Genomic DNA, 25,017 nt, shown 5'->3' on the forward strand with positions numbered 1-25,017 from the left:
AAGCAGCCGTGACGGGGGCGGCGGCGGCGCGCCACGCCCTGCCGCCGTCGCCCGCGTATTTCGGTTCGGTAACGCAACCTCCTATGCTTGGTTGGAGCCTTTGCAGGGATCTTGGGGCTAGTCATCGTTAGGAAACCGGTATATGAGTAGTGTTCTGACCATCCGCGGCGGAGTCCCGCTTACTGGCCGCGTCACCGTCCGGGGAGCGAAAAATCTCGTTCCCAAGGCCATGGTGGCGGCGTTGCTGGGCAACGAGCCGTCGGTGTTGCGGAATGTGCCGGAAATTAAGGACGTGGAGGTAGTCACCTCCCTCCTGCAGCTGCACGGAGTCACCGTGGTCAAGGACCCGGTGAACGGGGACCTGACCCTGGACCCTAAAGCGGCCAAAACGGCCCCCAGCACGGCCATCGACGCTCACGCCGGCGACTCCCGGATTCCCATCCTGCTCTGCGGCCCGCTGATCCACGCCATTGGCGAAGCGTTCATCCCCGACCTTGGCGGCTGCAAGATCGGCGACCGCCCCATCGACTACCACCTGGACGTGCTCCGCCAGTTCGGTGCAGTAGTGGAAAAGCGGCCCGGCGGCATCCACATTTCCGCTCCCAAGGGCCTGCACGGGGCCAAGATTTCCCTGCCGTACCCCTCTGTCGGCGCCACCGAGCAGGTGCTGCTGAGCGCCACGCGCGCGGAGGGCATCACGGAACTTTCCGGTGCCGCAACCGAACCGGAAATTATCGACCTCATCGCCGTCCTGCAGAAGATGGGCGCGATCATCAGCGTCCAGACCGACCGCACCATCCGCATCGAAGGTGTCCGGGATCTTGGCGGCTACAACCATCGGGCGCTTTCGGACCGCAACGAGTCGGCGTCGTGGGCGTCGGCTGCACTGGTGACCAAAGGCGACATCTATGTCGAAGGCGCCTCCCAGCGCGACATGATGACCTTCCTCAACACCTACCGCAAGGTGGGCGGCGGCATGGACATCGGCGAGGAAGGCATCCGCTTTTACCACCGCGGCGGAAAGCTCACCCCGCTGGTCCTGGAAACGGACGTGCACCCCGGCTTCATGACCGACTGGCAGCAGCCGCTGGTGGTGGCGCTGACCCAGGCCGAGGGCGTTTCGATTGTCCACGAGACCGTATATGAAAACCGGTTTGGCTTCACTGATGCCCTCATCCGGATGGGCGCCAGCATCCAGGTGCACCGGGAATGCCTGGGCAGCGTCCCCTGCAGGTTCGGCCAGCGCAATTTCCTCCACTCCGCGGTGATTTCGGGGCCCACCCAGCTCAAGGGAACCGACATCGACGTGCCGGACCTCCGCGGCGGCTTCAGCCACCTGATCGCGGCACTGGCCGCAACCGGAACCTCCCGCGTGACAGGGATCGACATCATCAACCGGGGCTACGAGCGCTTCACCGAAAAGCTCGCCGGACTCGGCGCCGATTTCGACATCACCACGGCGAAGTAGCGGTACCGAAGTGAAGGAATCGGCCAAGAGCCGCGCCACCCTCGCCGTGGTCGCGGCCATAGTGCGCCCCGTGTTCAACCTCATGATGGACAAAAAGTGGGAAGGCACCGAAAAGCTGCCTGCCGGTGGTTTTATCGCAGCGCCCAACCACTGTACCGAGATTGATCCGCTGATCATCGGCCACATCCTTTACAACCACAAGCGCGCCCCCCATTTCCTGGCGAAGTCCGGACTGTTCAAGGTTCCGGTCCTGGGCTGGGTCCTGCGGGCCACCAAGCAGGTGCCGGTGGAACGCTCGACGGCGGGTGCGAACCGTTCGCTGCAGGTGGCCCAGGAAATTGTTGCCGAAGGCGGCGCCATCATTATTTATCCCGAGGGGACCCTCACGCGCGATCCGGACCTGTGGCCCATGAAGGGGCACACCGGCGCGGCGCGCCTGGCCCTCGAGGGGAATATTCCGGTGGTTCCGATTGCACACTGGGGCGCGCACGAAGTGTTCCCGCGCTACGGTAAGCGGTTTCACCTGTTCCCCCGCAAGAAGTCGAGGGTGGTGGTGGGCGAGCCCGTCGACCTGAGCGCCTTCACCGGCCGTCCCCTGGACAAGGCAACGCTGGCCGGGGCCACCGACGCCATAATGGATGCCATCACCGCCCTGCTCGCAGACATCAGGGGCGAGCAGCCTCCCGCGGAGCGCTGGGATCCGGCCAGGCAGCAGCAGGCGAAGCACGGCCGCTTCGTGGAGCGCGGGCAGCAGCAAAATGGCGAACGGACGGCCGGTGACTCCTGAGGGGAACCACCCCGGTTCAGCCCGGTCCGTCGCGATCCTGGGTGCAGGGTCGTGGGGGACGACGTTCGCCAAGATCCTGGCCGATGCTGCCACTGCAGCAGGCGAGCAGCGCGCCATCCGGATCTGGGGCCGGCGGAGCGAAGTGGTGGAGGAAATCAACACGGTCCACCGCAACGCGCAGTACTTGAAGGAAATCGCCCTCCCCAAGAGCATTACTGCTTCCACCGACGTCCGTGACGTGTTCGAGGGGGCAGATCTGGTGGTCCTGGCCGTGCCGGCCCAGTCGCTGCGGCCGCAGCTGCGCGCATGGAAAGACATGATCGCGCCCGGCGCCATGGTGGTTTCCCTCATGAAGGGCCTTGAGGTGGGAACCGACGCCCGGATGAGCGAAGTCATCAGCGAGGAACTCGGCCTGCCCACCGAGCGCATTGCGATCGTCTCAGGGCCGAACCTTGCCATGGAGATCGCCCGGGAAGAGCCCACAGCCTCAGTGGTGGCCTGCACCGACGCGGCTGCTGCCGGCTGGATCGCACGCAGCTGCACCGCACCGTACTTCCGGCCGTACACCACCTCGGACATTGTCGGGGTTGAGATCGGCGGCATCGTCAAGAACGTCATTGCGCTGGCGGTGGGCATCTGTGAAGGCAGGCAAATGGGGGACAACACCAAAGCCTCCGTGATCACCCGTGGCCTCGCCGAAACATCCCGCCTTGCCCTGGCGTTGGGCGGGGAAGCGAAAACGATGGCCGGACTCGCGGGCCTGGGCGACCTCGTGGCAACGTGCTCCTCACCCCTGTCCCGGAACCACACCGCCGGACGGCTGCTGGGCCAGGGCCTCACGCTGGAGGAGGTGGGCCAGAAAATGACCCAGACTGCCGAAGGCATTAAGTCCGGCCAGGCCGTACATGATCTTGCAAAACAGCTTGGCGTGGAGATGCCCATCACGGCTGCCGTCGTTGCCGTGCTGGCAGGCAAGCTGTCCGTTGACCAACTGGGGCCGGTCCTGCTGGCCCGGGAACTGAAACCTGAAGGCGATTACTGACAATGTCCCATGACAAACTGACCGCAACAGAGCCGGCCGGCGGGGCAAAGCCCCGGGTGGCGGTACTTTTCGGCGGCCGTTCCAGCGAACATGCCGTCAGCTGTGTCACTGCCGCCGGCGTTCTTGGTGCGATCAACAGGGATAAGTACGAGGTCATACCGATCGGGATCGCCAAGTCGGGGCAGTGGGTGCTGGCTGCCGCCGATACCGCCCAGTGGTCCCTCGCCGCATCCTCGCTGCCGGAGGTGGTTCCGTCGCAGCAGACCGTGACGCTGGCCCAGATCGGCGGTGAACACCAGCTGATCGTTGCCTCCCCGAACGAGGTTCCGCAGGAACTCGGCACCGTGGATGTGGTGTTCCCGCTGCTGCACGGCCCGTTCGGCGAGGACGGAACCATCCAGGGATTGCTGGAACTCTCGGACACCCGGTACGTCGGGGCCGGCGTCCTGGCTTCGGCAGTGGGCATGGACAAGCACTTCATGAAAGTGGTCTTCGAAGCCGCGGGCCTCCAGGTGGGCCCCTACATCGCGGTAACGGACCGGCAGTGGAGCAAGGATGCCGAATCCGTGCGGAAAAAGGTGGACCGGCTCGGCTTCCCCGTATTTGTTAAGCCGGCACGGGCTGGATCGTCCATGGGCATCTCCAAAGTTGATTCGCTGGACGAACTGGACGCCGCCATCGAAGAAGCCCGGCGGCACGACCTCAAACTGGTCATTGAAGCTGGAATTGTTGGCCGCGAAATCGAGTGCGCGGTGCTGGAAGGCAGGGGCACCGACGCTCCCCGGACTTCCATGCCCGGCGAAATTTCCGTGGCCGGGGGAAACCACGAGTTCTACGACTTCAACGCCAAGTACGTTGAGGACGACGCGGCCTCGCTCAGCTGCCCGGCAGACCTTCCTGAAGAAGCGATCACCCGGGTGCGCGAACTTTCCGCAGCCGCCTTTGACGCGGTGGGGGCTGAGGGCCTGAGCCGGGTTGATTTCTTCTACACCCCGGACGGCCAGCTGATCATCAACGAGATCAACACCATGCCGGGTTTCACCCCGAAAAGCATGTACCCGCAAATGTGGGCCGCATCCGGTCTGGACTACGCCGGGCTCATTGACGAACTTATTCACCTCGCCCTGAACCGCAAGACCGGCCTCCGCTGAATTCCGGGCTGGATCGCCGGCGCTGAAGCCTCCCTACCCGCCCCTGACCTCGCTTCGGCCAGGGAAGCCGGCGGGCGTGGGCCCCACTACTGGCTTTGCGGCAGGTCCTGGAGCTCTTCCTGGCCCACGCAGTTCCGGGTGGGCGGGATTTCTCCTGCGGCGACGGCAAGATCGGCTAGGACCGTCGCGGAGCTGATCTTGTCCGGATCCAGAAGGATTTCGGTGGCGGGCTCCCGGCCGTAGGTTGTCAGCGTCCAGACGGGGTCGCCTTCCTTGATCACCCAGTCGATTCCGTTGACCGTGACGCAGCGGTCCGTCGTGGGGCCCGGCACGTTGACTCCGCAGCGAAGAACCACCAGGGAGGGTTCGCCCCACACCGCGGTGGCCTGGCTGTTCGTTTTGCGCAACGCAGCGTCACCGATGGCTTCCGGCAAGGCCACCATCATGGGAGCGCAGGCCGGGTTTGCCGCATCCCGGGCTGGGGGAACGTCGACGGCGGGGGAGCAGGCAGCCAGGGCCAGGCAAGCAACAGTCCCCATCACCGCCATCCCGGCAACGCGGGCGGGCAAGGGAAGCGTTGGGCGGTGCATACTCCAAGACTATCGGTGCAGCCGGGTTGTCCCGGACGCACTGCCCGTGCGGTACCTGAATGGGCGCAGGCCGCCAATGTCGGGGGCCCGCTGTAGCGTAGTGGCGTGCCTGAAAAGCGTTTGACAATCCAAGAGCATCCGCCCGTCGCAGCCCTCTCCGAAGCCGAGCTGCTGGCGCGGATTTTCCCGCGCCTGTCCATGGGAGGGGACCACGCCCAAGCCACGCTGCTCGGTCCCGGGGACGATGCCGCTGTGGTGGCGGCCCCTGACGGGAGGACGGTCATCAGCATCGACACGCAGGTGCAGGACCAGGATTTCCGGCTGGAGTGGCCCAACGGGTACCGGACCACCGGCTTTGATGTCGGCTGGAAAGCGGCAGCGCAGAATCTCAGCGATATCAATGCCATGGGAGCTGCAGCCACGTCCCTGGTGGTCAGCCTTACCCTCACCCCGGAGACACCGGTTGCCTGGGTGGAGGACCTGGCGGATGGGTTGACGGCCGGCATCAGGAGCTTGGGCGCCACCAGGTGTTCCGTGGCCGGAGGTGATCTGGGCAGGGGCAGGGAAATCTCCGTCACCGTGGCGGTCCTGGGGACGCTCGACGGCCACCACGCGGTTCTGCGGTCCGGAGCGCAACCCGGTGACGTCGTGGCCCTTGCCGGAACTGCGGGGCACGCGGCTGCCGGCCTGGCACTTCTTGAGTCCGCTGTCAACATCGAGGCCCTTCGCCCTGAACAGCGGGTCTTCCTGGATCGCCAGTGCAGGCCCCGGCCCCCACTGGCTGCCGGGCCTGCCGCCCGGAGCGCAGGCGCCACTGCCATGCTGGACGTCTCGGACGGCCTGCTGCGGGACGGGCTACGGTTGGCGGCGGCCAGCGGCATCACCATTGACCTGGACGCCGCGCCGCTGAGGGCGCTGGCGGACGTGCTGCGGCCTGCCTCGGATCTGTTGGAGACCGATCCGATGGCGTGGGTTCTTGGTGGCGGGGAAGACCACGGACTGCTCGCCACATTCCCACCGCGCGTTCAGCTTCCGGCCGTATTCACTGCGATAGGCTCGATACAAGCATTGGGAAGCAACGAAAGCCCGAGCGTCAAAACAGCGGGCCAATCCGCGGACACCGGGGGATGGGATCACTTTGCACACTAAGGTTGCCGCCAACGCGCAAGCGATGAAGAGGTGGCTGGGCAAGGCGGAGACCGTCCTGGGGAACCACAGCGACCGCCTCAATGCCATCAATATCTTTCCCGTGGCTGACGGCGACACGGGCACCAACCTGTACCTTACTGTCCGTGCGGCCTCCCAGGCTGCTGCAGCCGCGGATGACCAGGCCGCACACCTGGACGTTGGCGCTGTGCTGGCCGGCGCCGGCCAGGCGGCCCTGGAGGAGGCAAGGGGCAACTCCGGCACCCTGTTCTCAGTGTTCCTCTGCGCGGCGGCCGAGCCCCTGGCAGGGCACACCCGGCTGACGTCGACACTGCTGGCTGCAGCCCTGAACCGCGCCCAGATCCGGGCTTGGTCGGCGCTCAGCGATCCCGTCCCGGGAACGATGCTTTCGGTCATGGAGGCCGCTGCCCGCGCCGCCGCCGCCGTGGATGCCGGGCAGAACGGCGATGACAGCAACCACGCCCTCGGGCTGGCCCTCGATGCCGCCGTCGAAGCCGCCCTCGCTGCCGTCATCCGCACCGAGGACCAGCTGGACGCATTGACCACCGCGCGCGTCGTGGATGCCGGCGGAGTAGGGATGCTCCTGATCCTGGACTGCCTTCGGTCTGCTGTCCTGGGCGAGGAGCTCCAAAGCGAACTCCTCGATGGGCTCCACGGCTATGACGTGTCCGATCCCCACATCCACACGGCGCTGCCGGACGACGACGGCGTCGAAGTCATGTGCACCATCAGCCTCTCACCGCTGCAGGCCGCCACGCTTCGCCAGCAGCTTGACGAGATCGGCGAGTCGGTCATCATGAGCCAGGTGGGCAGCGGTTCCGACAGCGAGGGAAACTACCGCTGGCGCGTCCACGTCCACGTCCCTGCCCCTGAACCGGCTGTTGCCATCATCCGCTCCCTTGGTGATCCGGTGCAGATCAGTATCAGCGAACTCACCCTGCCGCAGGGACCGCAAACGGATGCAGTGAACTCCAGTGGGCATGAGCGCTGAACTGGACCTCGCGCTGGAACGCCGCATCGGCAAACGTTCCGCGGCGGTGATTGAAAAGCACCTTGGCATCACCACGGTGGACGGGCTGCTGAACTATTTCCCGCGCCGCTACATGTCCCGGGGAGAGTTGACACCCATCAACGAAATTCCGCGGGACGAGGAAGTCACGCTCATTGCCAGGGTGCTTTCCAGCAGCACCAGGTCCATGCAGGCCCGCCGGGGGACAATCACCGACGTGGTGGTCTCCGACGACGACGGGCAGCAAGGGCTGCGGCTGGTTGGCGGCACAGACTACCGGGGCAAAGTCCCCGGCACCCTCAAAATCAGCTTCTTTAACGGCTACAAAGCGAAAGCCGAACTCCTGCCCGGACGCCGGGCCCTGTTCTCCGGAAAGGTCACCAGCTTTAAGGGAGTCCTGGGTTTGACCAACCCCGACTTCCAGCTCCTCGACGAGGACCCTTTCAGCCAGGGCGTCCAGGACCCTGAAAAACTCGCGGCCATGCCCGTTCCGGTTTACCCGGCCACGTCCAAACTTCCCAGCTGGAAGATTCAGAAAGCCATTTCAACCCTGCTTGAAACCGTGGACCTCGACGCCCTGCCTGATCCCGTCCCGCCCGCGGTCGCTGCACGCGAAGGGTTCCTTCCGCTTGCCCAGGCGTACCGGCTCATCCACGTTCCGGAATCCCCTGACGACTGGCAGCGGGCACGGGACCGGCTCCGGTACCACGAAGCGCTGGTGCTGCAGTCCGCCCTGGCCCGGCGCCGCGCACAGCTCGCCGCTGAGGAAGCCACTGCACGCCGGCCCGTCCCTGACGGACTGCTCGCCGCCTTTGATGCCGGCCTCCCCTTCACCCTCACAGCCGGACAGGCCGCCGTCGGGACAACTTTCGCCGCGGAACTGGCCCGCGACTGCCCCATGAACCGGTTGTTGCAGGGCGAAGTTGGGTCAGGAAAGACCGTCGTGGCGCTGCGCGCCATGCTGCAGGTGGTGGACGCCGGAGGGCAGGCGGCATTGCTGGCGCCTACCGAGGTCCTCGCCGCGCAGCACTTCGAGTCGATCCGCCGCGCACTGGGGCCGCTTTCAAGGGACGGCCTGCTGGGAGGGCTCGATAACGCCTCCGTCCAGGTCACGCTGCTGACAGGTTCCATGCCGGCCGCGGCACGCAAGCAGGCCCTGCTCGACGCCGCCTCCGGGACCGCCGGCATCATCATCGGCACCCACGCCCTGCTCAGCGGCAATGTCACCTTCTACGATTTGGGGTTGATCGTGGTGGATGAGCAGCACCGTTTCGGCGTGGAGCAACGGGATGCGCTCCGGGCCAAAGCCAGGAAGCCGCCCCACCTGCTGGTCATGACTGCTACGCCCATCCCGCGCACCGTTGCCATGACGGTGTTCGGGGACCTTGAAACGTCCGTCTTGGACGAGCTTCCCGAGGGCAGGGCACCGATCAGCACCCATTTGGTGGGGCTGGCGGAGAATCCCGCCTGGGCCGGCCGCATCTGGGCCCGTTCACGGGAGGAGATCGATGCCGGCCACCAGGTGTACGTCGTGTGTCCCAAGATCGGGGCCGACGACGACGGCGACTTCAGCCCCGGGGAAGCCGACCTGGATGAAGGCTCCGACGGGGAAAACGGACGGGAACTGGCGTCAGTTACCGCCGTCGTCGAACAGCTCCTGGACGAGCCCGCCCTTTCCGGGGTCCCGATGGCACCACTCCACGGGCGCCAGCCGCCCGAAGTGAAGTCCGCCAACATGGCCGGCTTCACGGCAAACAGCGTCAAGCTGCTGGTCTCCACCACGGTGATCGAAGTGGGCGTGGACGTACCCAACGCCACCCTCATGGTCATCCTCGACGCCGACCGCTTTGGCATCTCCCAGCTGCACCAGCTCCGCGGACGGGTGGGACGGGGAGGCCTGCCGGGGACCTGCCTGCTGGTCACCGCACTGGAGCCTGAACACCCCAGCCGGCGACGGCTGGACGCTGTTGCGGCCACCACGGACGGTTTCGAACTTTCCCAGGAGGATCTCAAGCTGCGCCGTGAGGGTGACATCCTGGGCGCCTCCCAGTCCGGAGGCCGTTCCACTTTGAAGCTGCTGCGCGTGCTCGAACACGAAGCTGTCATCAGCCGCGCCCGTGACGACGCCCAGCACATCGTGGCCGAAGACCCCTCGCTGCGTGCGCACCCGGATCTGGCCGAGGCCATAGACAAGTACCTCAACCCCGAGAAGGAGGCTTTCCTTGAACGCGGTTAGCACGCACAAACCAGAAGCAGGCCGCGGCGCAGGCGCAGGTGCCCAATGAGCCGCATCATTGCCGGTGCCGCTGGCGGTACGCCTCTGCAGTCGGTTCCGGGTTCCTTGACCCGGCCCACCACGGACCGGGTCAAGGAGGCTTTGTTCTCGCGGCTGGATGCCTTTGAGGTCATCAGCGGGGCGCGGGTGCTGGACCTCTACGCTGGTTCGGGGTCGCTCGGGGTGGAAAGCGGCAGCAGGGGAGCCCTGACGGTGGACCTGGTGGAGTTTGATGCCAAGGCGAGCGCCGTCTGCCAGCGCAACGCCGACCTCATCAACGGGGTACTGGGGCGCAAAGCCGTGACGGTCCACCGTTCCAAAGTTGAGCCCTTCCTTGAGCGCGCCGACGACACCGCGGCCTGGGACCTGGTGTTCCTGGACCCGCCCTATCCGCTGGAGCAGGTGGCGCTGTCCGCCGTACTGGAAAAGCTCGCTGCCCACCTCTCGCCGGCCGCTGTGGTGGTGGTGGAACGTTCATCCCGCTCACCGGAACCGGGCTGGCCCAGTGGTTTGGCACGTTTCGCAGAGAAAAAATACGGCGAGACCCGGCTCTGGTTTGCGGAGCCTTTTGTGCCGGACGCCATCGATCCGGACGTTGTTGACGAGGACCCGGTCAGCCACGACGCCGCTGACCGGGACTAGGACGTCAAAGCGTCCAGGTCCACGCCGGCCAGGACCTTGGCGGGATGCGGGCCGCGGGACAGCAATTCCGCAGACCAGCCGTCCGGCCAGGACGTCTGGGTGCCGGCCAGGACGATGTTGCCCGGGTAGCGGCCGTCGAACATTCCGGCTTCAGCAAACGCCGCCACGTCGCCCATCGCCTGCCGCATGGCTGCGACCTGGCTGCGGACAAGGGTAAGCCCGGGCTCGTCGCCCACATTGACGATCAGCAGCCCGTGCGGGGTGAGCCGATCCCGAACCTCGCCGTAGAACGCGGCGCAGGCGAGATGTTCGGGCGCTTCGGGGCCGGAGAAGATGTCCAGGATGACGACGTCGAACAGCAACCCGGGTTCGAGTTCAGCAAGGGCGCCGCGGGCGTCCCCGATGGTGGTATGCAGGTCCGTCCCTTCCGGAAGGGGCAGCTGGCGCAGGACAAAATCCAGCAGTTCACGTTCCAGCTCCACCGCGTGCTGGACGGACCCCGGCCGCGTGGCCTGGATATAGCGGGCCAAGGTCAGTGCCCCGGCCCCCAGATGCAGCGCCGTCACCGGTGTGCCGGCAGGGGCAGCCAGATCCACCAGGTGCCCGATCCGCCGCAGGTACTCATAGAAGATCTCCTCCGGCCGGACCAGGTTTACGTGGGACTGCTCCGCGCCGCCAATGCTGAGCACGAAGCTGCCGTCAATGAAAGCGTCCGGTTCGATGGTTGCGTGCTGTCCGGTAGTTCGCAAAAACCGCTCCGCACGCCCGCCGCTGCGTGCAGGCATCAGAGCCGGTTCCTGAGCGTGGACAGCCGGCGGGCGGCTTCCTCCAGGACATCGGTTTTCTTGCAGAACGCGAACCGCAGCAGACTCCGGGTCCTCTCTGCCCCTTCCGGGTGGCAGAAGACAGGAACCGGAATGGCGGCCACGCCAACCAGGCCAGGGAGCTTGCGCGCCAATTCCACTGAGTCGCGGATGCCCAGCGGTGACGTGTCAACGTTGACGAAGTAGGTTCCCTGGGGGTTGAAAACGTCGAAGCCCGCGGCCCGGAGGCCTTCACTGAGGATGTCCCGCTTGTGCATCAGCTCAGCGGCAATGCCGTGGAAAAAATCGTCCGGCATGCCGAGCCCGGTGGCGATGGCCGCCTGGAACGGCGTGCCCGAACTGTAGGTGAGGAACTGTTTAACGGTGCGCACAGCGGAAACAAGTTCTTCCGGGCCCGTGAGCCAGCCGATTTTCCAGCCGGTCAGGGAGAAGGTCTTCCCGGCAGACGAAATGGTGATGGTCCTGTCTTTGGCTCCCGGCAGGGAGGCCACCGGCACGTGCCGGTGGCCGAACGTGAGGTGTTCGTACACCTCGTCACTGACGATCAGGCAGTCGTGCTTCCGGGCCTGGTCGACGATTCGCTGCAGCACCGGGCGGGGAAAGACGGCGCCGGTGGGGTTATGGGGATTGTTCAGCAGCACCACCCGTGTCCGCCCGGTGAAGGCCGCCTCCAGCGCTGCCATGTCCGGCATGAAGTCCGGAGCCAGCAGGGGCGCGGTCACATGCGCAGCACCGGACAGGCCGATGATTGCGCCGTAGGAGTCATAAAAGGGTTCGAAGGTCAGGACCTCGTCGCCGGGTCCGGCAAACGCCAGGAGGGAGGCGGCGATGCCCTCGGTGGCCCCGGTGGTAACCACCACCTGGGTCTGCGGGTCCGGGGTGAGGCCGTAAAACCTTTCCTGGTGGGCAGCCACTGCTTCCCGGAGTTCCACGACGCCTTTGCCCGGTGCGTACTGGTTTGCTCCGGACGTGATGGCCGCCCGGGCTGCTTCCCGGACTGCCAACGGTCCATCCTCGTCCGGAAAACCCTGGCCCAGGTTGATGGCACCGGTCCGGACCGCAAGTGTGGTCATCTCTTCGAAGATCGTGACCCCCAACGCGCCGTCAGGCCCCAGAAGGTTGGCTCCGAGTGCCGTCCGCTGCCAGGGGGCCGGGGCTGCAGGGGTGGAAACTTCCCGTCGTGGATGCATCCAGTCATGGTATCCCGGCCTTTTTATGGGTAGGTTCGGAACATGAGACGAGCTGTCTGCCCAGGATCCTTCGACCCCATCCACAATGGCCACCTTGAGGTCATTGCCCGGGCTGCGGGCCTTTTTGATGAAGTTCTCGTTGCGGTCTCCACCAACCCGGCCAAGAAGTACAGGTTCGCATTGGAAGATCGGCTGGACATGGCACGGGAAACCCTGGCCTCGCTGAAGGGCATCGTGGTGGAACCCGTAGGGGAGGGACTTCTCGCGGAGTATTGCCGCCAGCGCGGCGTCTCGGCGATCGTCAAGGGACTCCGGTCCTCTTCGGATTTCGACTACGAGCTTCCCATGGCCACCATGAACCGCCAGCTCAGCGGCGTGGAAACAGTGTTCCTGCCGGCCGAGGCCCACTACATTCATTTGTCATCCACCCTGATCAAGGAAGTTGCCGGCCTGGGCGGCAATGTCTCGGAATACGTACCCAGGTCCGTGCACCGGCGGATGCTTGCGGGCGAGCCGGCGCCGGAACAGCAGCAGAGAGGGTAGGCTGGTCCGGTACTTCGGCGCCGCCGGCTGCCTGGTTTGAGTCCCCGTGGCTCTTCAGGCTAAGATGGTACGTCGGTCATATGTTCAACAGGAGTTCTCATTAAACGAGATGCTGGTTCGCCCCTGGCGTTCGACGTCAAGGACCTCGGACGCAGTCCGGGAAGCATGCGGACACTGAAGGAACATGTACCCGCACCGGGTGATCTCGGTGTGGCGCTTATTGGTGTTCAGGAAGGCTCGGATATCGAGCTGGATCTGAGGCTTGAGGCCGTACACGAAGGAATTCTGGTATCAGGAACCGCCCTTGCCGGGGTAACCGGTGAATGTGGTCGATGCCTGGATCCCCTTGCGTATGACCTTGAGGTCAATGTGCAAGAACTTTTCTTCTATGAAGGCGTGGAGCTTTCGGACGGAGAAGATGATGAAGAGCAACGTCGAGTCGAGCACGATGTAATCGATCTTGAACCGGTGTTGCGGGACGCGGTTGTCACCAATCTGCCGTTCCAGCCGGTGTGCCGGGAAGACTGCCAGGGCCTTTGCTCCGAATGCGGAGCGCGCCTGGAAGACGAGCCGGGGCACCACCACGAGGTCTTGGATCCTCGCTGGGCTGCCCTAGCTGATATGGCTAAGCCTGACCGGCAAAATTGATTTGTACGTGTTTGTCTAGAGAGAAATGAGTTAGCCGTGGCTGTTCCCAAGCGGAAAATGTCTCGCTCGAATACCCGCGCCCGCCGCTCGCAGTGGAAGGCGACCGCCCCCCACCTGGTGAAGACCGTGGAGAATGGCCAGGTTACCTACAGCCTGCCGCACCAGGCAAAGGTCGTTACCGACTCGGCCGGCACCGCGCTGTTCCTTGAGTACAAGGGCCGCAAGGTCGCGGACGTCTAATCGGCCCTCCGGCTGACATGATGTCTTCAACTGAAGAGCTTTTGAAGCGTCTCGGTGTCTCTATTGACGCCGGGACGCTTCGTCTTGCGCTCACGCACCGTTCCTACGCCTACGAAAACGGCGGCATCCCCACGAATGAGCGGCTCGAATTTCTGGGCGACTCCATCCTGGGGTTCTCCGTCACGGACGCTTTGTACCGGGACAACCCGGACCTTCCGGAGGGAGATCTCGCGAAGCGCCGCTCTGCCGTGGTCAGCACCCGTGCCCTCGCCGGCATCGGCCGGAGCCTCGGCATTGGCGACTACATCTACCTCGGACAGGGCGAAAAGCTCACCGAGGGCAAAAACAAGGCCTCCATCCTGGCTGACACCATGGAGGCGCTGATCGGTGCCACCTACGTCTCCAACGACATCGAGACGGCCCGTCAGCTGGTGATGCGCCTGATCGGGCCCCTGCTCAAGGACGCCGCCGCCCTGGGCGCGGGGACGGACTGGAAAACCAGCATCCAGGAACTGGCAGCCAGCCGCCAGCTTGGCACCATCCACTATGCCGTGGACGGCTCCGGGCCCGACCATGCCCGGGTCTTCGCCGCTGCCCTGCACATTGGCGGCAAGGCTTATGGCAAAGGCACGGGACATTCCAAGAAGGAAGCGGAGCAGGAAGCTGCCGCCGACGCCTGGCGGGCCCTTACCGGCAGCGCCGGTTCCGCGCCGGCCGGCAAGTCTCCCGGTTCCGTAGCCGCCAAGTAGCCGGCGTGCCTGAACTTCCCGAGGTTGAGGTGGTCCGCCGCGGCCTGGTGAGCTGGGTCCGCGGCAGGACCATCGAACACGTGGAAGTCCTCGACCAGCGCTCGATCCGCCGTCACGCGCTGGGTACCGAAGACTTCGTCGGAAACCTCCAGGGTGCAACCGTTGCGGACGTGGTGCGGCGGGGCAAGTTCCTCTGGATGCCGCTGCTTGATGCGGCCGCAGGGGCTGAGGAACCCGACGGCGGCCCGCGGGTGGCGCTGATGGCGCACTTGGGCATGAGCGGCCAGCTGCTGATGCAGGACGTCAGTGTCCCCGACGAGAAACACCTCAAGGTACGGTTCCGGCTGAGCCCGTGCGAAGGCATGCCGGAACAGTTGCGCTTTGTGGACCAGCGCATCTTTGGTGGCCTGTTCGTCACGGCTCTGGTTCCAACGGACGACGGCGGCCCGGGTGGCCTGGCTGAGTTGCCCCTGCCGCTGATCGCAGAGGAGGCGGCGCACATTGCCAGGGACCCCCTGGATCCGGCGTTTTCCTTCGACCTCTTTTACCGGCGCCTCCGCAAACGCAGGACAGGACTGAAGCGGGCCCTGCTGGACCAGGGCCTCGTGTCAGGCATCGGAAACATCTACGCGGACGAGTCCCTGTGGCGTGCCCGGCTCCACTACGCCCGGCCCACCGACACCCTGCGCCGTGCGGAAGCGGAGAGGGTACTGGGCAGCGCCCGTGAGGTCATGCTGGATGCGCTGGCCGCGGGCGGAACCAGCTTCGATTCGCTGTACGTCAACGTCAACGGCGCTTCCGGCTACTTCGACCGGTCCCTCAACGCCTACGGGCGGGAAGGCCAGCCCTGCAGGCGCTGTTCCGCTGCCGGAATACACGCAACCATCCGCCGAGAGCAGTTCATGAACCGTTCCTCGCACACCTGTCCCGTGTGCCAGCCCCGTCCCCGCAACGGACGCTGGTAGTTCAGGCCGCGCAACCGGTCCAATCCGCGGCCTTCCTGCCGCTAAGCAGTAGATTTGGTGCAGGGAAGCATCCGTCCCAGCCATCCAGGAGATCCAAAAGCCTTGCACCTCAAAAGCCTTACCGTTCGGGGGTTCAAGTCCTTTGCGTCCGCCACCACCTTCAACTTCGAACCAGGCGTCACTGCCGTGGTGGGCCCTAACGGTTCCGGAAAGTCCAACGTGGTAGACGCCCTGGCGTGGGTCATGGGGGAGCAAGGTGCCAAGACCCTGCGCGGCGGCAAGATGGAAGACGTCATTTTTGCCGGTACTTCCGGCAGGGCGCCGCTCGGGCGCGCCCACGTCTCGCTGACCATCGACAACGCCGATGGCGCCCTGCCCATCGAATACAGCGAAGTCACCATATCCCGGACACTCTTCCGCGCCGGTGGTTCCGAGTACGCCATCAACGGTGCGGGATGCCGGCTGCTCGACATCCAGGAACTCCTGTCCGATTCCGGCCTGGGCCGGGAAATGCACGTCATCGTGGGCCAGGGGCAGCTGGACCGGGTCCTGCACGCCACCCCTGAGGACCGGCGTGGGTTCATTGAGGAAGCTGCAGGCATCCTGAAACACCGGCGCCGCAAGGAACGGACAGTCCGCAAGCTCGAAGCCATGCAGGCGAACCTGCAGCGCCTCACGGACCTCACGGGGGAGATCCGCCGCCAGCTGACCCCGTTGGGCAAACAGGCCGAGGTGGCCCGCCGCGCCCAGCGCGTCCAGTTCGACGTCCGCGACGCCCGGGCACGGCTTCTCGCCGATGAGCTCGTCCTGCTGCAGGAAGCACTGGAGCAGGACGTTGCTGACGAAGCCGCGCTGAAGTCCCGGCGGACCGCCGTCGCGCAGGAACTGGAAACCGGGCGCCGGCAGCAGGCTGCCCTGGAGCAGCTGGCAGCGGAAGCAACCCCGAAACTGAACGCGGCGAGGGACACCTGGTACCGGCTGACCGCTGCCCGTGAACGGCTCCGTGCCCTAGGAACCCTCGCGCAGGAGCGAAGCCGCCTGCTCGGGTCCAGCGAGCCCCCGCCAGCCGGCCGGGATCCGGAACAACTGGAGCGGCAGGCCGCCCGGGTCCGCGGGGAACTTGCCGAGCTCGAACGCCACATTTTGGATAAACGCAGCAGCCTTGAAGCCTCCAGCGCAGCGAAGGCAGAGGCAGAGTCGGCCGCCCTTGCCGAAGACAAGCGCCTCACCGCCGTGCTCCGGGCAGCGGCTGACAGGCGTGAAGGACTGGCACGGCTCGCCGGACAGGTCTCTGCCGCAAGGTCGCGCGTCGAATCGGCGCAGGCCGAGCTGGGCCGGCTCCGGGAATCCCAGGCTGCCGGGATGGAACGGCGGGCCAAGGCCCAGTCCGAGTTCACGGCGCTGGAGAACCAGGTGGCGGGCGTCGAAGAAGGGGAAGAATCCCTTGACTCCGAGTACGAGGCCGCCGGGGCAGCCCTTGATGCAGTGCTCCAGGACATCGCAGGCCTCAAAGCCGCCGTGAGCGAGGGAATTAGGAAGCGCGACGCCCTGGCCGCGCGCCGGGATGCCCTGCAGCTCGGACTGAACAGGAAGGACGGGGCAGCGCACATCCTGAAGGCGGGAATGGCCGGGGTACTGGGAACCCTCGCGGCGGAACTGACAGTGGAACCGGGTTATGAAACCGCAATAGCCGCCGCCCTGGGCGAAGCGTCGGAGGCGGTCCTCGTACGGGACCCCGGGGCGGCAGCACGGGCCGTTCAACTGCTCAAGGACGACGACGCCGGGAGGGCCGCGTTCCTGCTCGAACTGGCAGGTGCGGCCCGGGAGGCCGGGACCGGCGGGTTCCCGGCGCTGCCCGAAGGAGCCCGCCGGGCCGTGGAACTGGTGCAGCACGCCGGGCGTGCAGCCGCCGCGGTGAGGCACCTGCTGGCCGCCGCCGTCGTTGTCGCTGACACTCAGGCGGCCGCCGCGCTGGTGGCTGCCCGCCCCGGCACCACCGCGGTAACGCGGGCGGGAGATGTCTTCACCGCGGTTTCAGCCGCGGGCGGATCAGCGAAGGCGCCATCCCTCCTTGAGGTCCAGGCTGCACTGGACGACGCCGACAGCCGGCTCGCAGCCGTCACCGCGGAGCTGGAGCGGAACCGGTTCGCCCTTGCCGCGGCTGAGGCCCGGCGTGTCGGGGCGCAGGAACAGGCGGACGCCGCCCTTGACCGGCTGCACGAATCCGACGCCAGGCTGGCAGCGGTAGCGGAACGGCTGGGGTACCTCAACTCCGTACTTCGCAGCGCGGTGGGGGAGAGCGACCGGCTGGCCGCGTCGCTGGCAAGGGCAGAAGCAAACGTGGTGGCCGAGCAGGAAGCGCTTACCGCCGTGACCGCCCGGCTCGCCGCAGCACAGGAGGCGCCGCTGGAGCAGGAGCCCTCCACTGAACACCGGGATGCGCTCGCCAGGACCGCCGCAGCCGCCCGGGCGGCCGAGGTTGAGGTCCGGCTGGCGCTGCGCAGCGCCGAAGAGCAGCTCGCCGCCACCCGGAACCGGGTGGAATCGCTGGAACGCGCCGCTGCCACCGAGCGCCGCGCCCGGGAAGAAGCAGCAGAGCGGGCCCGCCGCCGCCGTGCCCAGGCGAAACGGGCTGCCGCCGTAGCTGCCGCCGCAGAGCTGGCCCTGCGGTACATGGACGTGTCCGTGGACCTGGCACGGCATGAACGCGACCTCGCTGAAGAGAACCGGGAACAGCGTGACAAGGAACTGCTGAACATCCGGACCGCCAATGACTTCCTGGCGCGGGAGCTGGCCGAACTGACGGACAATGTCCACCGCGACGAGCTGGCCCGCACACAGCAACGGGCCCGCATTGCAGCACTGGAAACACGGTCCATCGAGGAGCTGGGGATCACCCCGGATGCCCTGGTGGCGGAATACGGGCCTGCGGTTCCTGTCCCGGTCCCTGCCCGGGAAAGCGGCGACAAGTGGGCCGCGCTGCGGGCCCCGGTGGATTCCAGCGGAGCGGAAATCATTGAGGGAAAGCCGTATGTCCGCGAGGAGCAGGAAAAGCGGCTCAGGAAAGCAGAACGCGACCTGGCCGGCCTGGGCAGGGTTAACCCCCTGGCACTGGAGGAATTCGCCGCCCTTGAGGAGCGCCACCAGTTCCTCAGCACCCAGCTGGAGGACCTGAAAGCCAGCCGGAAGGACCTCCTGGACATCATCAAGGAAGTGGATGACCGCGTCCAGCGTGTTTTCACGGAAGCCTTCGAGGATACCCAGGCGCAGTTTGTGAGCGTATTCGCACGGCTGTTTCCCGGCGGAGAAGGACGGCTGGTGCTCACCGATCCCTCCGACATGCTTACCACCGGCATCGAAGTCGAAGCCCGCCCTGCGGGAAAGAAAATCAAGCGGCTTTCGCTTCTCTCCGGCGGCGAGCGCTCGCTGACCGCGGTGGCCCTGCTGGTGGCGATCTTCAAGGCACGGCCGTCACCGTTCTACGTGATGGACGAAGTGGAAGCGGCCCTGGACGACACGAACCTCGGCCGGCTCATCACTATCTTCGAAGAACTCCGGAAATCCAGCCAGCTCATTGTCATCACCCACCAGAAGCGGACCATGGAAGTGGCGGATGCACTCTATGGTGTGACCATGAGGGGCGACGGCGTCTCCACCGTCATCAGCCAGCGCCTGGGCCCCGAGGTGTAGGCAGGACGCACGGCGTTCAGCTGCGTCTGCGCCGCCCGTAACGCCCGCCCCGTTATGAGAAGCTAGGGGAGTGAACGACATCCTCCCCATAATTCTGTCCATTGTTGCTGCCTTGGCGGTTATTGGCGGACTGATTCCGGTCCTGCTCAAAACGCGGAAAAACATCACCCGGTACCCCGGAACCCGGGACGCCAATGATCCTGTCCTGCCCCGCAGCGGAAGCACAGCCGTTGAGGACCGCCCGGCCGCGCCGACGGACCGCAGGGCGCCGGACGGGGTGGACCTGGAGGGGCTTGATACCACCACGGTCCCCGATGATGCAGCCGGGCTGGAAGCCATTCCCGTGGACACGCCAATGCCGGTGGCCGGCAGGCTTGTGCGCCTTCGCGGACGGCTGGTGCGCTCCAACAACGTCATGGGCAAGGGACTGCTGGCACTGCTCTCCAGTGACAGGATCGACGAAAACGTCTGGGACGAAGTCGAGGAAACCCTCCTGCTGGCGGATCTTGGCACCGAACCTACCATGCAGCTCGTGGACGCACTCCGGGAGCGCGTCAAGGTGCTGGGCACCCGTACCCCCGAACAGGTCAAGGTGCTGCTCCGGGAAGAACTCATCAAGCTTGTCGACCCCACCATGGACCGGACCCTGAATGTCCAGCGCCATGCCGACAGGCCCGCCGTCATGATGGTTGTCGGCGTCAACGGCGTGGGTAAGACCACTACTGTCGGCAAACTCGCGCGCGTGCTGGTGGCTGAGGACAAGGACGTCATCCTTGGCGCCGCGGATACCTTCCGGGCTGCCGCCGCCGAGCAGTTGGCAACCTGGGGCCAGCGTGTGGGTGTTCCCACGGTGAAGTCTGACATTCACGGCGCAGACCCGGCGTCGGTGGCCTACGAGGCCGTGAAGGCAGGCATTGACCAGGAAGTCGACGTGGTGATGATCGACACCGCGGGCCGCCTCCAAAACAAGGTGGGCCTGATGGACGAACTGGGCAAGGTCAAGCGCGTGGTGGAAAAGCTGGCTGAGGTGGACGAGGTCCTCCTGGTGCTCGACGCAACCACCGGCCAGAACGGCCTGAACCAGGCACGCGTGTTCTCCGAGGTGGTCAACATCACCGGAATCGTCCTGACCAAGCTGGACGGTACGGCCAAGGGCGGGATCGTCGTCGCCATCCAAAAGAGCCTTGGTGTTCCGGTCAAGCTGATCGGACTCGGTGAAGGTGCAGACGACCTTGCCCCGTTCGAGGCGGAAGCATTCGTTGACGCCCTGCTTAACTAGGGCGAGTCAGCCGCCTCCGGTGCCTTGGCGGTCTTAAGGGTCTCACGGGTGCCGAGCCAGGTGCAGGCTGCAACCAGCATGATGCCGCCCGTCACGCCGAACGCCCAGCCGTAGCCCAGCCGGTCCGCAAGCACGCCCGCCAGCACCGGCCCAACGATCGCGCCGACGTCGGACGTCATCTGGTAGACCGCCAGGACCTTGCCGCCGGACCTCCCGTTGCCGATCACATCGGCGACCGCTGCCTGCTGGGCAGGTCCGAACAGTCCGGACCCGACGCCGGCCAGCGCCGAAGCCGCCAGGAACCACGCCAGATCCCCGGCGAAGCCGATCCCGGCCGTCGACGCGGCAGCCACAAACAGGCCCGAGACCATCATGGGCTTGCGCCCCACGCTGTCTGCCAGGCGGCCCGAGAAGGTCAGCGCCGCGGCGTTGCCCGCGGCGAACACCGCCAGGGCAAGCCCTGCTGCCTCGGGTCCGGCCCCAAAGACCGCGGCGGCAAACAGCGGAACGGTGGCCATACGGACCCCGAAAGTGGCCCACCCGTTGGCGAAGCTGGACACCAGGGCGGCGCGGTACGCTCCAGTCCCCAGGGCCTCTCCCAGCTTCATCGCCGGATCCCGCTGCTCCGCCTCGGCGGTTCCCCGGCGCTCGTGGCTCAGCTGCGTCTGGACCACAAGCGCGGCCACTGCCAGGGCCGCGGCGTAGGCCAGGAAAGGTACCCGGAGGCCGAACCCTGCGAGCAATCCGCCCACAATGGGACCGCAGACATTGCCGATGAGGAACGCCGAGGCGTAAGCGCCGGACACCCTGCCGCGGCTTTCCGGAGGCGCCAGCCGAATCACCAGCGCCATGGAGGCCACGGTGAACATGACTGACCCTGCACCGCCGAGGCCACGGAAGAGCAGCAGCTGCCAGTAGTCCTGGGCGAACGCGCACGCCGCCGTGGAAAGCGCCACGATCAGCAGCCCCGCGACGTAAACCGGCCGCTCGCCCAGCTTGCCGATCAAACTTCCGCCCGCCGGCGCAAACACGAGCCGCATGAACGCGAAGATGGCCACAATCACCGACGCTTCGGTGTTGCCCACCCCAAACGTGGTGGCAAACTGCGGCAATACGGGCGCAACAAGCCCGAACCCCAGCGCAATAAGGAACGCGGCGACGAGCATCACCTTGATGTCGCGGGGTAACCGGTCCCGCTGCTGCCGGAAACGGGCCCGGACCCTGGCTGTGGCGCCGCTTCCGCGGGGTGCTGCCGTCATGATGCGCAAATCCTTGCAGTCTGGAGTGCCGGGTGCCGGCGAAAACGATGAAACACAACGGTAACAAGCCAGATATGAACCATTTACTTCCTAGAGGTTGTTGTAACAGCCCGGCAATCTAAATCCTCCGCGGGCGAAACACGGCGCGCACAAACTCATTACAGGACGCGAAAAGGCGTTGGCAGGCGGAGGACTCCGCATTATTCGATCAGGAAGGACGTGCGCCATGGAACTAACCCCAGGTCACGTATGGATCATGGTGTCGGCAGCCCTCGTGCTGCTCATGACACCGGGTCTGGCATTTTTCTACGGCGGCATGACCCGAGCCAAGGCCGCGCTGAACATGATGATGATGAGCTTCATTTCCATCGGCATGGTGGGCGTCGTCTGGGTCCTTTGGGGCGCCTCCATGAGCTCCGGCGAGGGATTCCTGCAGATCGTCGGCAACCCGTTCGCCACCTTCGGCCTCGAAGGTATCGACACTCCTGATGGGCTGATCAAGATTGGCTACGCTGCCACGTTCGCCATCATCACTGTCGCCCTGATCAGCGGCGCCATCGCCGACCGGGCAAAATTCGGCGCCTGGAGCGTTTTCGTGCCCGTTTGGGTCACCCTGGTTTACTGCCCCCTGGCCTACATGGTCTGGGGCGGCGGTCTCTTCGGCCCCGAAGGCGCTGTGGGCCAGGCCCTCGGCCCCGCCATCGACTTCGCCGGCGGCACCGTGGTCCACATCAACGCAGGTGTCGCAGCACTGGTACTCGTCCTCATCATCGGCAACCGCAAGGGCTTCGGCAAGGATCCCAACCACCGCCCGCACAACATCCCGTTCGTGATGCTCGGTGCTGCCATGCTGTGGTTCGGCTGGTTCGGCTTCAACGGCGGCGCCGCGGCTACCGCTGAACAGGGCGGCCTCATCTGGGTCAACACCCTTGCAGCACCGGCTGCCGCAATGCTCGGCTGGCTGGTCACCGAACGCATCCGTGACGGACACCCCACCTCCCTTGGTGCAGCATCCGGTGTGGTTGCCGGCCTGGTGGCCATCACCCCCGCCTGCGCCAACGTCAGCCCCGTCGGCGCCCTCGGCCTCGGCGTAGTGGCAGGCGTTGCCTCCGCCCTGGCGGTGGGACTGAAGTTCCGCTGGGGCTTTGACGACTCGCTCGACGTCGTCGGCGTCCACCTCGTTTCCGGCATCATCGGCACCGTGGCCCTCGGCTTCATCGCACTGCCCGCCGACGGCGTGGGCGGGGGCCTCTTCTACGGCGGCGGCATGACCCAGATGTGGGCACAGCTTGCGGCGGCCGGCATTGCCATCGCCTACTCCGCAATCCTGACCGCCCTCATCGCCCTGGCCATTCACAAAACCATGGGTTTCCGGGTCTCGCAGGAACAGGAAACGGTGGGTGTGGACCTCAGCCTGCACGCCGAAACTGCCTACGAGTTCGGTGTTGGCGGCCACGGCGGCACCTTCCAGCCGCTGCATGACATGATCACGGGCAAGACCCAGCCGGAAGCCGCGGAGGTTTCCGCAGCCACGCCGGGCGACCGGAAGAACCAATCAGCAACAGGCAAGGAAAGCGTGGGGGCATGAAACTGATCACCGCAATCGTCAGGCCGGAAAAGCTTGAAGCCATCCGGGAAGGCCTGGAGTCCTACGGCGTGCAGGGCCTGACGGTCAGCGCGGCCAGCGGCTACGGCCGGCAGCGTGGCTACACCGAGGTGTACCGGGGGGCCGAGTACAACGTCGACCTCCTGCCGAAAATCCGGGTGGAAGTCCTTGCAACCGACGAGCAGGCCGATGACATCCTGGACGTCATCATCGCGAGCTCGAACACGGGCCGGGCGGGGGACGGCAAAGTCTGGACCATGGACGTCTTTGAGGCAGTGCGGGTCCGGACCGGGGAACGCGGAGTCGCCGCCATCTGAGGCGGAAACTAACCCGGCTAAAGCACCAACAGGGAAGCGGGCAGGAAACCTAAGGGTTTCCTGCCCGCTTCTCTGTTGCCCGCCTCCGCTTAGGAGCCCGCTGGGGCCAGCTGATCAGGCTTCCCGCCCTACTCAGCCCGCGCGGTACCTGCCCACGACGCCGGCCCGGACGATCCGGCGTCGTACTCCTCCAGCGGAACTGTGCCCTCCTGCCATGCCTTCAGGACCGGCTCGACAATCCGCCAGCAGTCCTCCGCCGTATCACCCCGGACCGAAAGCAGCGGATCGCCGGCCAGCACCCCCTCCAGCACTTCACCGTAAGGCAGGAGTGCAGAGGCGCTGAGTTCGGCTTCCAACGTGATCCGGCTAAGGCTGAGGATGTCGCCGGGACCGTTCACATCGACGTCGAACTGGAGTGTGTCCGGCCCGAAGCCGATCCTCAGCTGGTTTGGCGAGTCCACGCCCGTAAAGCCCTGGGGAAGGTGGGGGACCGGCCGGAACGTCACCACGGCCTCCTTGCGCTTGGCGCCCATGGCCTTGCCGGAGCGCAGGATGAATGGAACGCCCTTCCAGCGCCAGCTATCGATCCCCACCTGGATCTGCGCCAGGGTTTCGGTGCCGCGTGAAGCATCCACACCCTCCTCCCCGGCGTAGTCCGGCACTTCCTTCCCGCCAACGGTTCCGGCTGTGTAGCGCGCCCTGTGGGTGGAAGCCGCATAGGGGGCGCGCACGCTGCTGGCGCGCAGGACCGTGGAAACGGCGTCGCGCAGGTCCCGTTCACTGATGCTCGACGGCGGCTCCATTGCCATCAAAGCCATAATCTGGAGCAGGTGGCTCTGGATCATGTCCCGGAGTGCGCCAGCGCCGTCGTAGTAGCGCGCCCGGCCCTCCAGCGCGAGATCCTCGTCGAAGATAATCTCCACCTTTTCCACGTGCTGACGGTTCCAGACCGGCTCGAGGAAGTTGTTGGCGAAACGCAGGCCCAGGATGTTCAGCACCGTTGCCTTGCCGAGGAAGTGGTCGACCCGGTGGATATGGTCCTCCGGTACCAGCTGCACCAGGGTCTGGTTCAGCGAGCGCGCTGATTCCTCGCTGGAGCCGAAAGGCTTTTCCATGACCAGCCGCGTTCCGGCCGGAACCTGCCCGGGCCGGAGTGCCTCGCAGGCAAGCTGGCTGATTCGGGGCGGCAGGGCGAAGTAGATAGCAGTGGGACCGTCCAGCGCAGCGAGCAGCGATGCCAGCGCCCCGTCCGCCGTGACGTCCAGCTGGTGGTAGACCGTCTCCTTTTCCAGGTCCTCCAGTGCCTGCAGGCCATCCGGGCCCGCGGACTCGGCGGAGGCCGCAAAGGACGTCCGAACCCTGTCCCGCCACTGTTCCGGGGTCCAGGGATCTGACCCTGCCCCGACGAGCCGGAGCCCGGCCGAGCGGCCCGTTGCCACCAGCCGTGCCAGACCGGGCAGGAGCAGCCGGCCGGTAAGGTCGCCGGAAGCGCCGAGGATGAGCAGGGTTTTCACTGTTGTTTGGCTCGTCATTTTGCCAGCATGCCACCTTGCGGGCCCGAGTTGGTACCCTTGAT

Annotated in this window: 22 protein-coding genes; 17 read left to right on the top strand and 5 right to left on the bottom strand. The window is 65.9% G+C overall.

Annotated elements, in window-relative coordinates:
- Positions 1-142 precede the first annotated feature (142 nt).
- From murA to AC5RVN_RS03250, 4 genes are read left to right on the top strand one after another with little or no spacing between them, the layout of a single operon-like run.
- On the top strand, positions 143-1,468 hold the full coding sequence (gene murA / locus AC5RVN_RS03235) for a UDP-N-acetylglucosamine 1-carboxyvinyltransferase (protein ID WP_387546289.1): 1,326 nt from the start codon (positions 143-145) through the stop codon (positions 1,466-1,468).
- A gap of 10 nt (positions 1,469-1,478) precedes the next feature.
- Positions 1,479-2,255, top strand: coding sequence for a lysophospholipid acyltransferase family protein (locus AC5RVN_RS03240; RefSeq protein ID WP_494106446.1), 777 nt, complete (start codon positions 1,479-1,481; stop codon positions 2,253-2,255).
- A complete protein-coding gene (locus AC5RVN_RS03245; RefSeq protein ID WP_494039974.1) occupies positions 2,227-3,297 on the top strand; it encodes an NAD(P)H-dependent glycerol-3-phosphate dehydrogenase in 1,071 nt (356 codons plus the stop codon). Before AC5RVN_RS03240 ends, AC5RVN_RS03245 begins: the two co-directional genes overlap by 29 nt.
- Positions 3,298-3,299: 2 nt before the next feature.
- A complete protein-coding gene (locus AC5RVN_RS03250) occupies positions 3,300-4,448 on the top strand; it encodes a D-alanine--D-alanine ligase family protein (protein WP_494106445.1) in 1,149 nt (382 codons plus the stop codon).
- 86 nt (positions 4,449-4,534) lie between these two features.
- On the opposite strand, the gene AC5RVN_RS03255 is transcribed toward AC5RVN_RS03250, so the two are convergent.
- The gene (locus AC5RVN_RS03255) at positions 4,535-5,038 is read right to left on the bottom strand and encodes a DUF3515 domain-containing protein (RefSeq protein ID WP_494039972.1); all 504 of its coding nucleotides are present in this window, start codon (positions 5,036-5,038) and stop codon (positions 4,535-4,537) included.
- A gap of 105 nt (positions 5,039-5,143) precedes the next feature.
- Between AC5RVN_RS03255 and thiL the strand changes: the two genes are divergently transcribed.
- Genes thiL through rsmD form a run of 4 tightly spaced genes read left to right on the top strand, consistent with a single transcriptional unit; the run spans position 5,144 to position 10,131 of the window.
- Complete coding sequence (thiL, locus tag AC5RVN_RS03260; RefSeq protein WP_494039971.1) at positions 5,144-6,187, top strand: thiamine-phosphate kinase; 1,044 nt, start codon at positions 5,144-5,146, stop codon at positions 6,185-6,187.
- Between the two features lie 22 nt (positions 6,188-6,209).
- Positions 6,210-7,196, top strand: a complete 987-nt coding sequence (locus AC5RVN_RS03265) for a DAK2 domain-containing protein (protein WP_494039970.1) — start codon at positions 6,210-6,212, stop codon at positions 7,194-7,196.
- Positions 7,186-9,450: an ATP-dependent DNA helicase RecG gene (locus AC5RVN_RS03270; RefSeq protein WP_494106444.1), complete on the top strand. Its 2,265-nt coding sequence runs from the start codon at positions 7,186-7,188 to the stop codon at positions 9,448-9,450. Before AC5RVN_RS03265 ends, AC5RVN_RS03270 begins: the two co-directional genes overlap by 11 nt.
- Positions 9,451-9,495: 45 nt before the next feature.
- A complete protein-coding gene (gene rsmD / locus AC5RVN_RS03275; protein ID WP_494039968.1) occupies positions 9,496-10,131 on the top strand; it encodes a 16S rRNA (guanine(966)-N(2))-methyltransferase RsmD in 636 nt (211 codons plus the stop codon).
- Here the strand turns inward: rsmD and AC5RVN_RS03280 are convergent.
- Both AC5RVN_RS03280 and AC5RVN_RS03285 read right to left on the bottom strand, forming a co-directional pair.
- Entirely contained in the window at positions 10,128-10,916 is a 789-nt protein-coding gene (locus tag AC5RVN_RS03280) for a spermidine synthase (protein WP_494106443.1), read from the bottom strand. The genes rsmD and AC5RVN_RS03280 overlap by 4 nt on opposite strands.
- Positions 10,916-12,145: an aminotransferase class I/II-fold pyridoxal phosphate-dependent enzyme gene (locus tag AC5RVN_RS03285; protein ID WP_494137068.1), complete on the bottom strand. Its 1,230-nt coding sequence runs from the start codon at positions 12,143-12,145 to the stop codon at positions 10,916-10,918. The genes AC5RVN_RS03280 and AC5RVN_RS03285 overlap by 1 nt, the downstream gene beginning before the upstream one ends.
- A 42-nt stretch (positions 12,146-12,187) precedes the next feature.
- Here AC5RVN_RS03285 and coaD point away from each other — a divergent pair, with 42 nt between their 5' ends.
- The 7 genes from coaD to ftsY all read left to right on the top strand — a co-directional run bounded on the left by coaD (position 12,188) and on the right by ftsY (position 20,259).
- On the top strand, positions 12,188-12,688 hold the full coding sequence (coaD, locus tag AC5RVN_RS03290) for a pantetheine-phosphate adenylyltransferase (protein ID WP_494039965.1): 501 nt from the start codon (positions 12,188-12,190) through the stop codon (positions 12,686-12,688).
- A gap of 123 nt (positions 12,689-12,811) precedes the next feature.
- Positions 12,812-13,336 carry a YceD family protein gene (locus tag AC5RVN_RS03295; RefSeq protein ID WP_494040149.1) on the top strand — a complete coding sequence of 175 codons (525 nt, stop codon included), beginning with the start codon at positions 12,812-12,814 and terminating at the stop codon, positions 13,334-13,336.
- Between the two features lie 36 nt (positions 13,337-13,372).
- Positions 13,373-13,576, top strand: a complete 204-nt coding sequence (gene rpmF, locus AC5RVN_RS03300) for a 50S ribosomal protein L32 (RefSeq protein ID WP_009356569.1) — start codon at positions 13,373-13,375, stop codon at positions 13,574-13,576.
- 20 nt (positions 13,577-13,596) lie between these two features.
- Complete coding sequence (rnc, locus tag AC5RVN_RS03305; RefSeq protein ID WP_494040148.1) at positions 13,597-14,325, top strand: ribonuclease III; 729 nt, start codon at positions 13,597-13,599, stop codon at positions 14,323-14,325.
- A 5-nt stretch (positions 14,326-14,330) separates the two neighbouring features.
- Positions 14,331-15,290: a bifunctional DNA-formamidopyrimidine glycosylase/DNA-(apurinic or apyrimidinic site) lyase gene (mutM, locus tag AC5RVN_RS03310; protein ID WP_494039964.1), complete on the top strand. Its 960-nt coding sequence runs from the start codon at positions 14,331-14,333 to the stop codon at positions 15,288-15,290.
- A gap of 102 nt (positions 15,291-15,392) precedes the next feature.
- Positions 15,393-18,980 carry a chromosome segregation protein SMC gene (smc, locus tag AC5RVN_RS03315; protein WP_494137069.1) on the top strand — a complete coding sequence of 1,196 codons (3,588 nt, stop codon included), beginning with the start codon at positions 15,393-15,395 and terminating at the stop codon, positions 18,978-18,980.
- A gap of 70 nt (positions 18,981-19,050) precedes the next feature.
- Positions 19,051-20,259 carry a signal recognition particle-docking protein FtsY gene (gene ftsY / locus AC5RVN_RS03320; RefSeq protein ID WP_494137070.1) on the top strand — a complete coding sequence of 403 codons (1,209 nt, stop codon included), beginning with the start codon at positions 19,051-19,053 and terminating at the stop codon, positions 20,257-20,259.
- On the opposite strand, the gene AC5RVN_RS03325 is transcribed toward ftsY, so the two are convergent.
- Entirely contained in the window at positions 20,256-21,518 is a 1,263-nt protein-coding gene (locus AC5RVN_RS03325; protein ID WP_494137071.1) for an MFS transporter, read from the bottom strand. The genes ftsY and AC5RVN_RS03325 overlap by 4 nt on opposite strands.
- 226 nt (positions 21,519-21,744) lie before the next feature.
- On the opposite strand from AC5RVN_RS03325, the gene AC5RVN_RS03330 reads away from it, so the two are divergent.
- Together AC5RVN_RS03330 and AC5RVN_RS03335 are read left to right on the top strand one after the other, a co-directional pair.
- A complete protein-coding gene (locus AC5RVN_RS03330; protein WP_494039960.1) occupies positions 21,745-23,106 on the top strand; it encodes an ammonium transporter in 1,362 nt (453 codons plus the stop codon).
- A complete protein-coding gene (locus tag AC5RVN_RS03335; protein WP_050687078.1) occupies positions 23,103-23,441 on the top strand; it encodes a P-II family nitrogen regulator in 339 nt (112 codons plus the stop codon). Before AC5RVN_RS03330 ends, AC5RVN_RS03335 begins: the two co-directional genes overlap by 4 nt.
- Before the next feature lie 128 nt (positions 23,442-23,569).
- Here the strand turns inward: AC5RVN_RS03335 and AC5RVN_RS03340 are convergent, their stop codons facing one another.
- Entirely contained in the window at positions 23,570-24,973 is a 1,404-nt protein-coding gene (locus AC5RVN_RS03340) for a glucose-6-phosphate dehydrogenase (RefSeq protein WP_494039959.1), read from the bottom strand.
- Positions 24,974-25,017 lie beyond the last annotated feature (44 nt).

It is taken from the genome of Arthrobacter sp. sptzw32 (assembly GCF_059089735.1).

Excerpts from the sequence above, each read along its gene's own strand:
- AC5RVN_RS03340 (WP_494039959.1), bottom strand. The coding sequence starts at position 24,973 with ATGACGAGCCAAACAACAGTGAAAACCCTGCTCATCCTCGGCGCTTCC.
- coaD (WP_494039965.1), top strand. The coding sequence starts at position 12,188 with ATGAGACGAGCTGTCTGCCCAGGATCCTTCGACCCCATCCACAATGGC.
- AC5RVN_RS03270 (WP_494106444.1), top strand. The coding sequence starts at position 7,186 with ATGAGCGCTGAACTGGACCTCGCGCTGGAACGCCGCATCGGCAAACGT.
- AC5RVN_RS03255 (WP_494039972.1), bottom strand. The coding sequence starts at position 5,038 with ATGCACCGCCCAACGCTTCCCTTGCCCGCCCGCGTTGCCGGGATGGCG.
- AC5RVN_RS03325 (WP_494137071.1), bottom strand. The coding sequence starts at position 21,518 with ATGACGGCAGCACCCCGCGGAAGCGGCGCCACAGCCAGGGTCCGGGCC.
- AC5RVN_RS03335 (WP_050687078.1), top strand. The coding sequence starts at position 23,103 with ATGAAACTGATCACCGCAATCGTCAGGCCGGAAAAGCTTGAAGCCATC.
- AC5RVN_RS03280 (WP_494106443.1), bottom strand. The coding sequence starts at position 10,916 with ATGCCTGCACGCAGCGGCGGGCGTGCGGAGCGGTTTTTGCGAACTACC.
- AC5RVN_RS03285 (WP_494137068.1), bottom strand. The coding sequence starts at position 12,145 with ATGCATCCACGACGGGAAGTTTCCACCCCTGCAGCCCCGGCCCCCTGG.
- AC5RVN_RS03250 (WP_494106445.1), top strand. The coding sequence starts at position 3,300 with ATGTCCCATGACAAACTGACCGCAACAGAGCCGGCCGGCGGGGCAAAG.
- AC5RVN_RS03330 (WP_494039960.1), top strand. The coding sequence starts at position 21,745 with ATGGAACTAACCCCAGGTCACGTATGGATCATGGTGTCGGCAGCCCTC.
- murA (WP_387546289.1), top strand. The coding sequence starts at position 143 with ATGAGTAGTGTTCTGACCATCCGCGGCGGAGTCCCGCTTACTGGCCGC.
- AC5RVN_RS03265 (WP_494039970.1), top strand. The coding sequence starts at position 6,210 with ATGAAGAGGTGGCTGGGCAAGGCGGAGACCGTCCTGGGGAACCACAGC.
- AC5RVN_RS03245 (WP_494039974.1), top strand. The coding sequence starts at position 2,227 with ATGGCGAACGGACGGCCGGTGACTCCTGAGGGGAACCACCCCGGTTCA.
- rsmD (WP_494039968.1), top strand. The coding sequence starts at position 9,496 with ATGAGCCGCATCATTGCCGGTGCCGCTGGCGGTACGCCTCTGCAGTCG.
- rnc (WP_494040148.1), top strand. The coding sequence starts at position 13,597 with ATGTCTTCAACTGAAGAGCTTTTGAAGCGTCTCGGTGTCTCTATTGAC.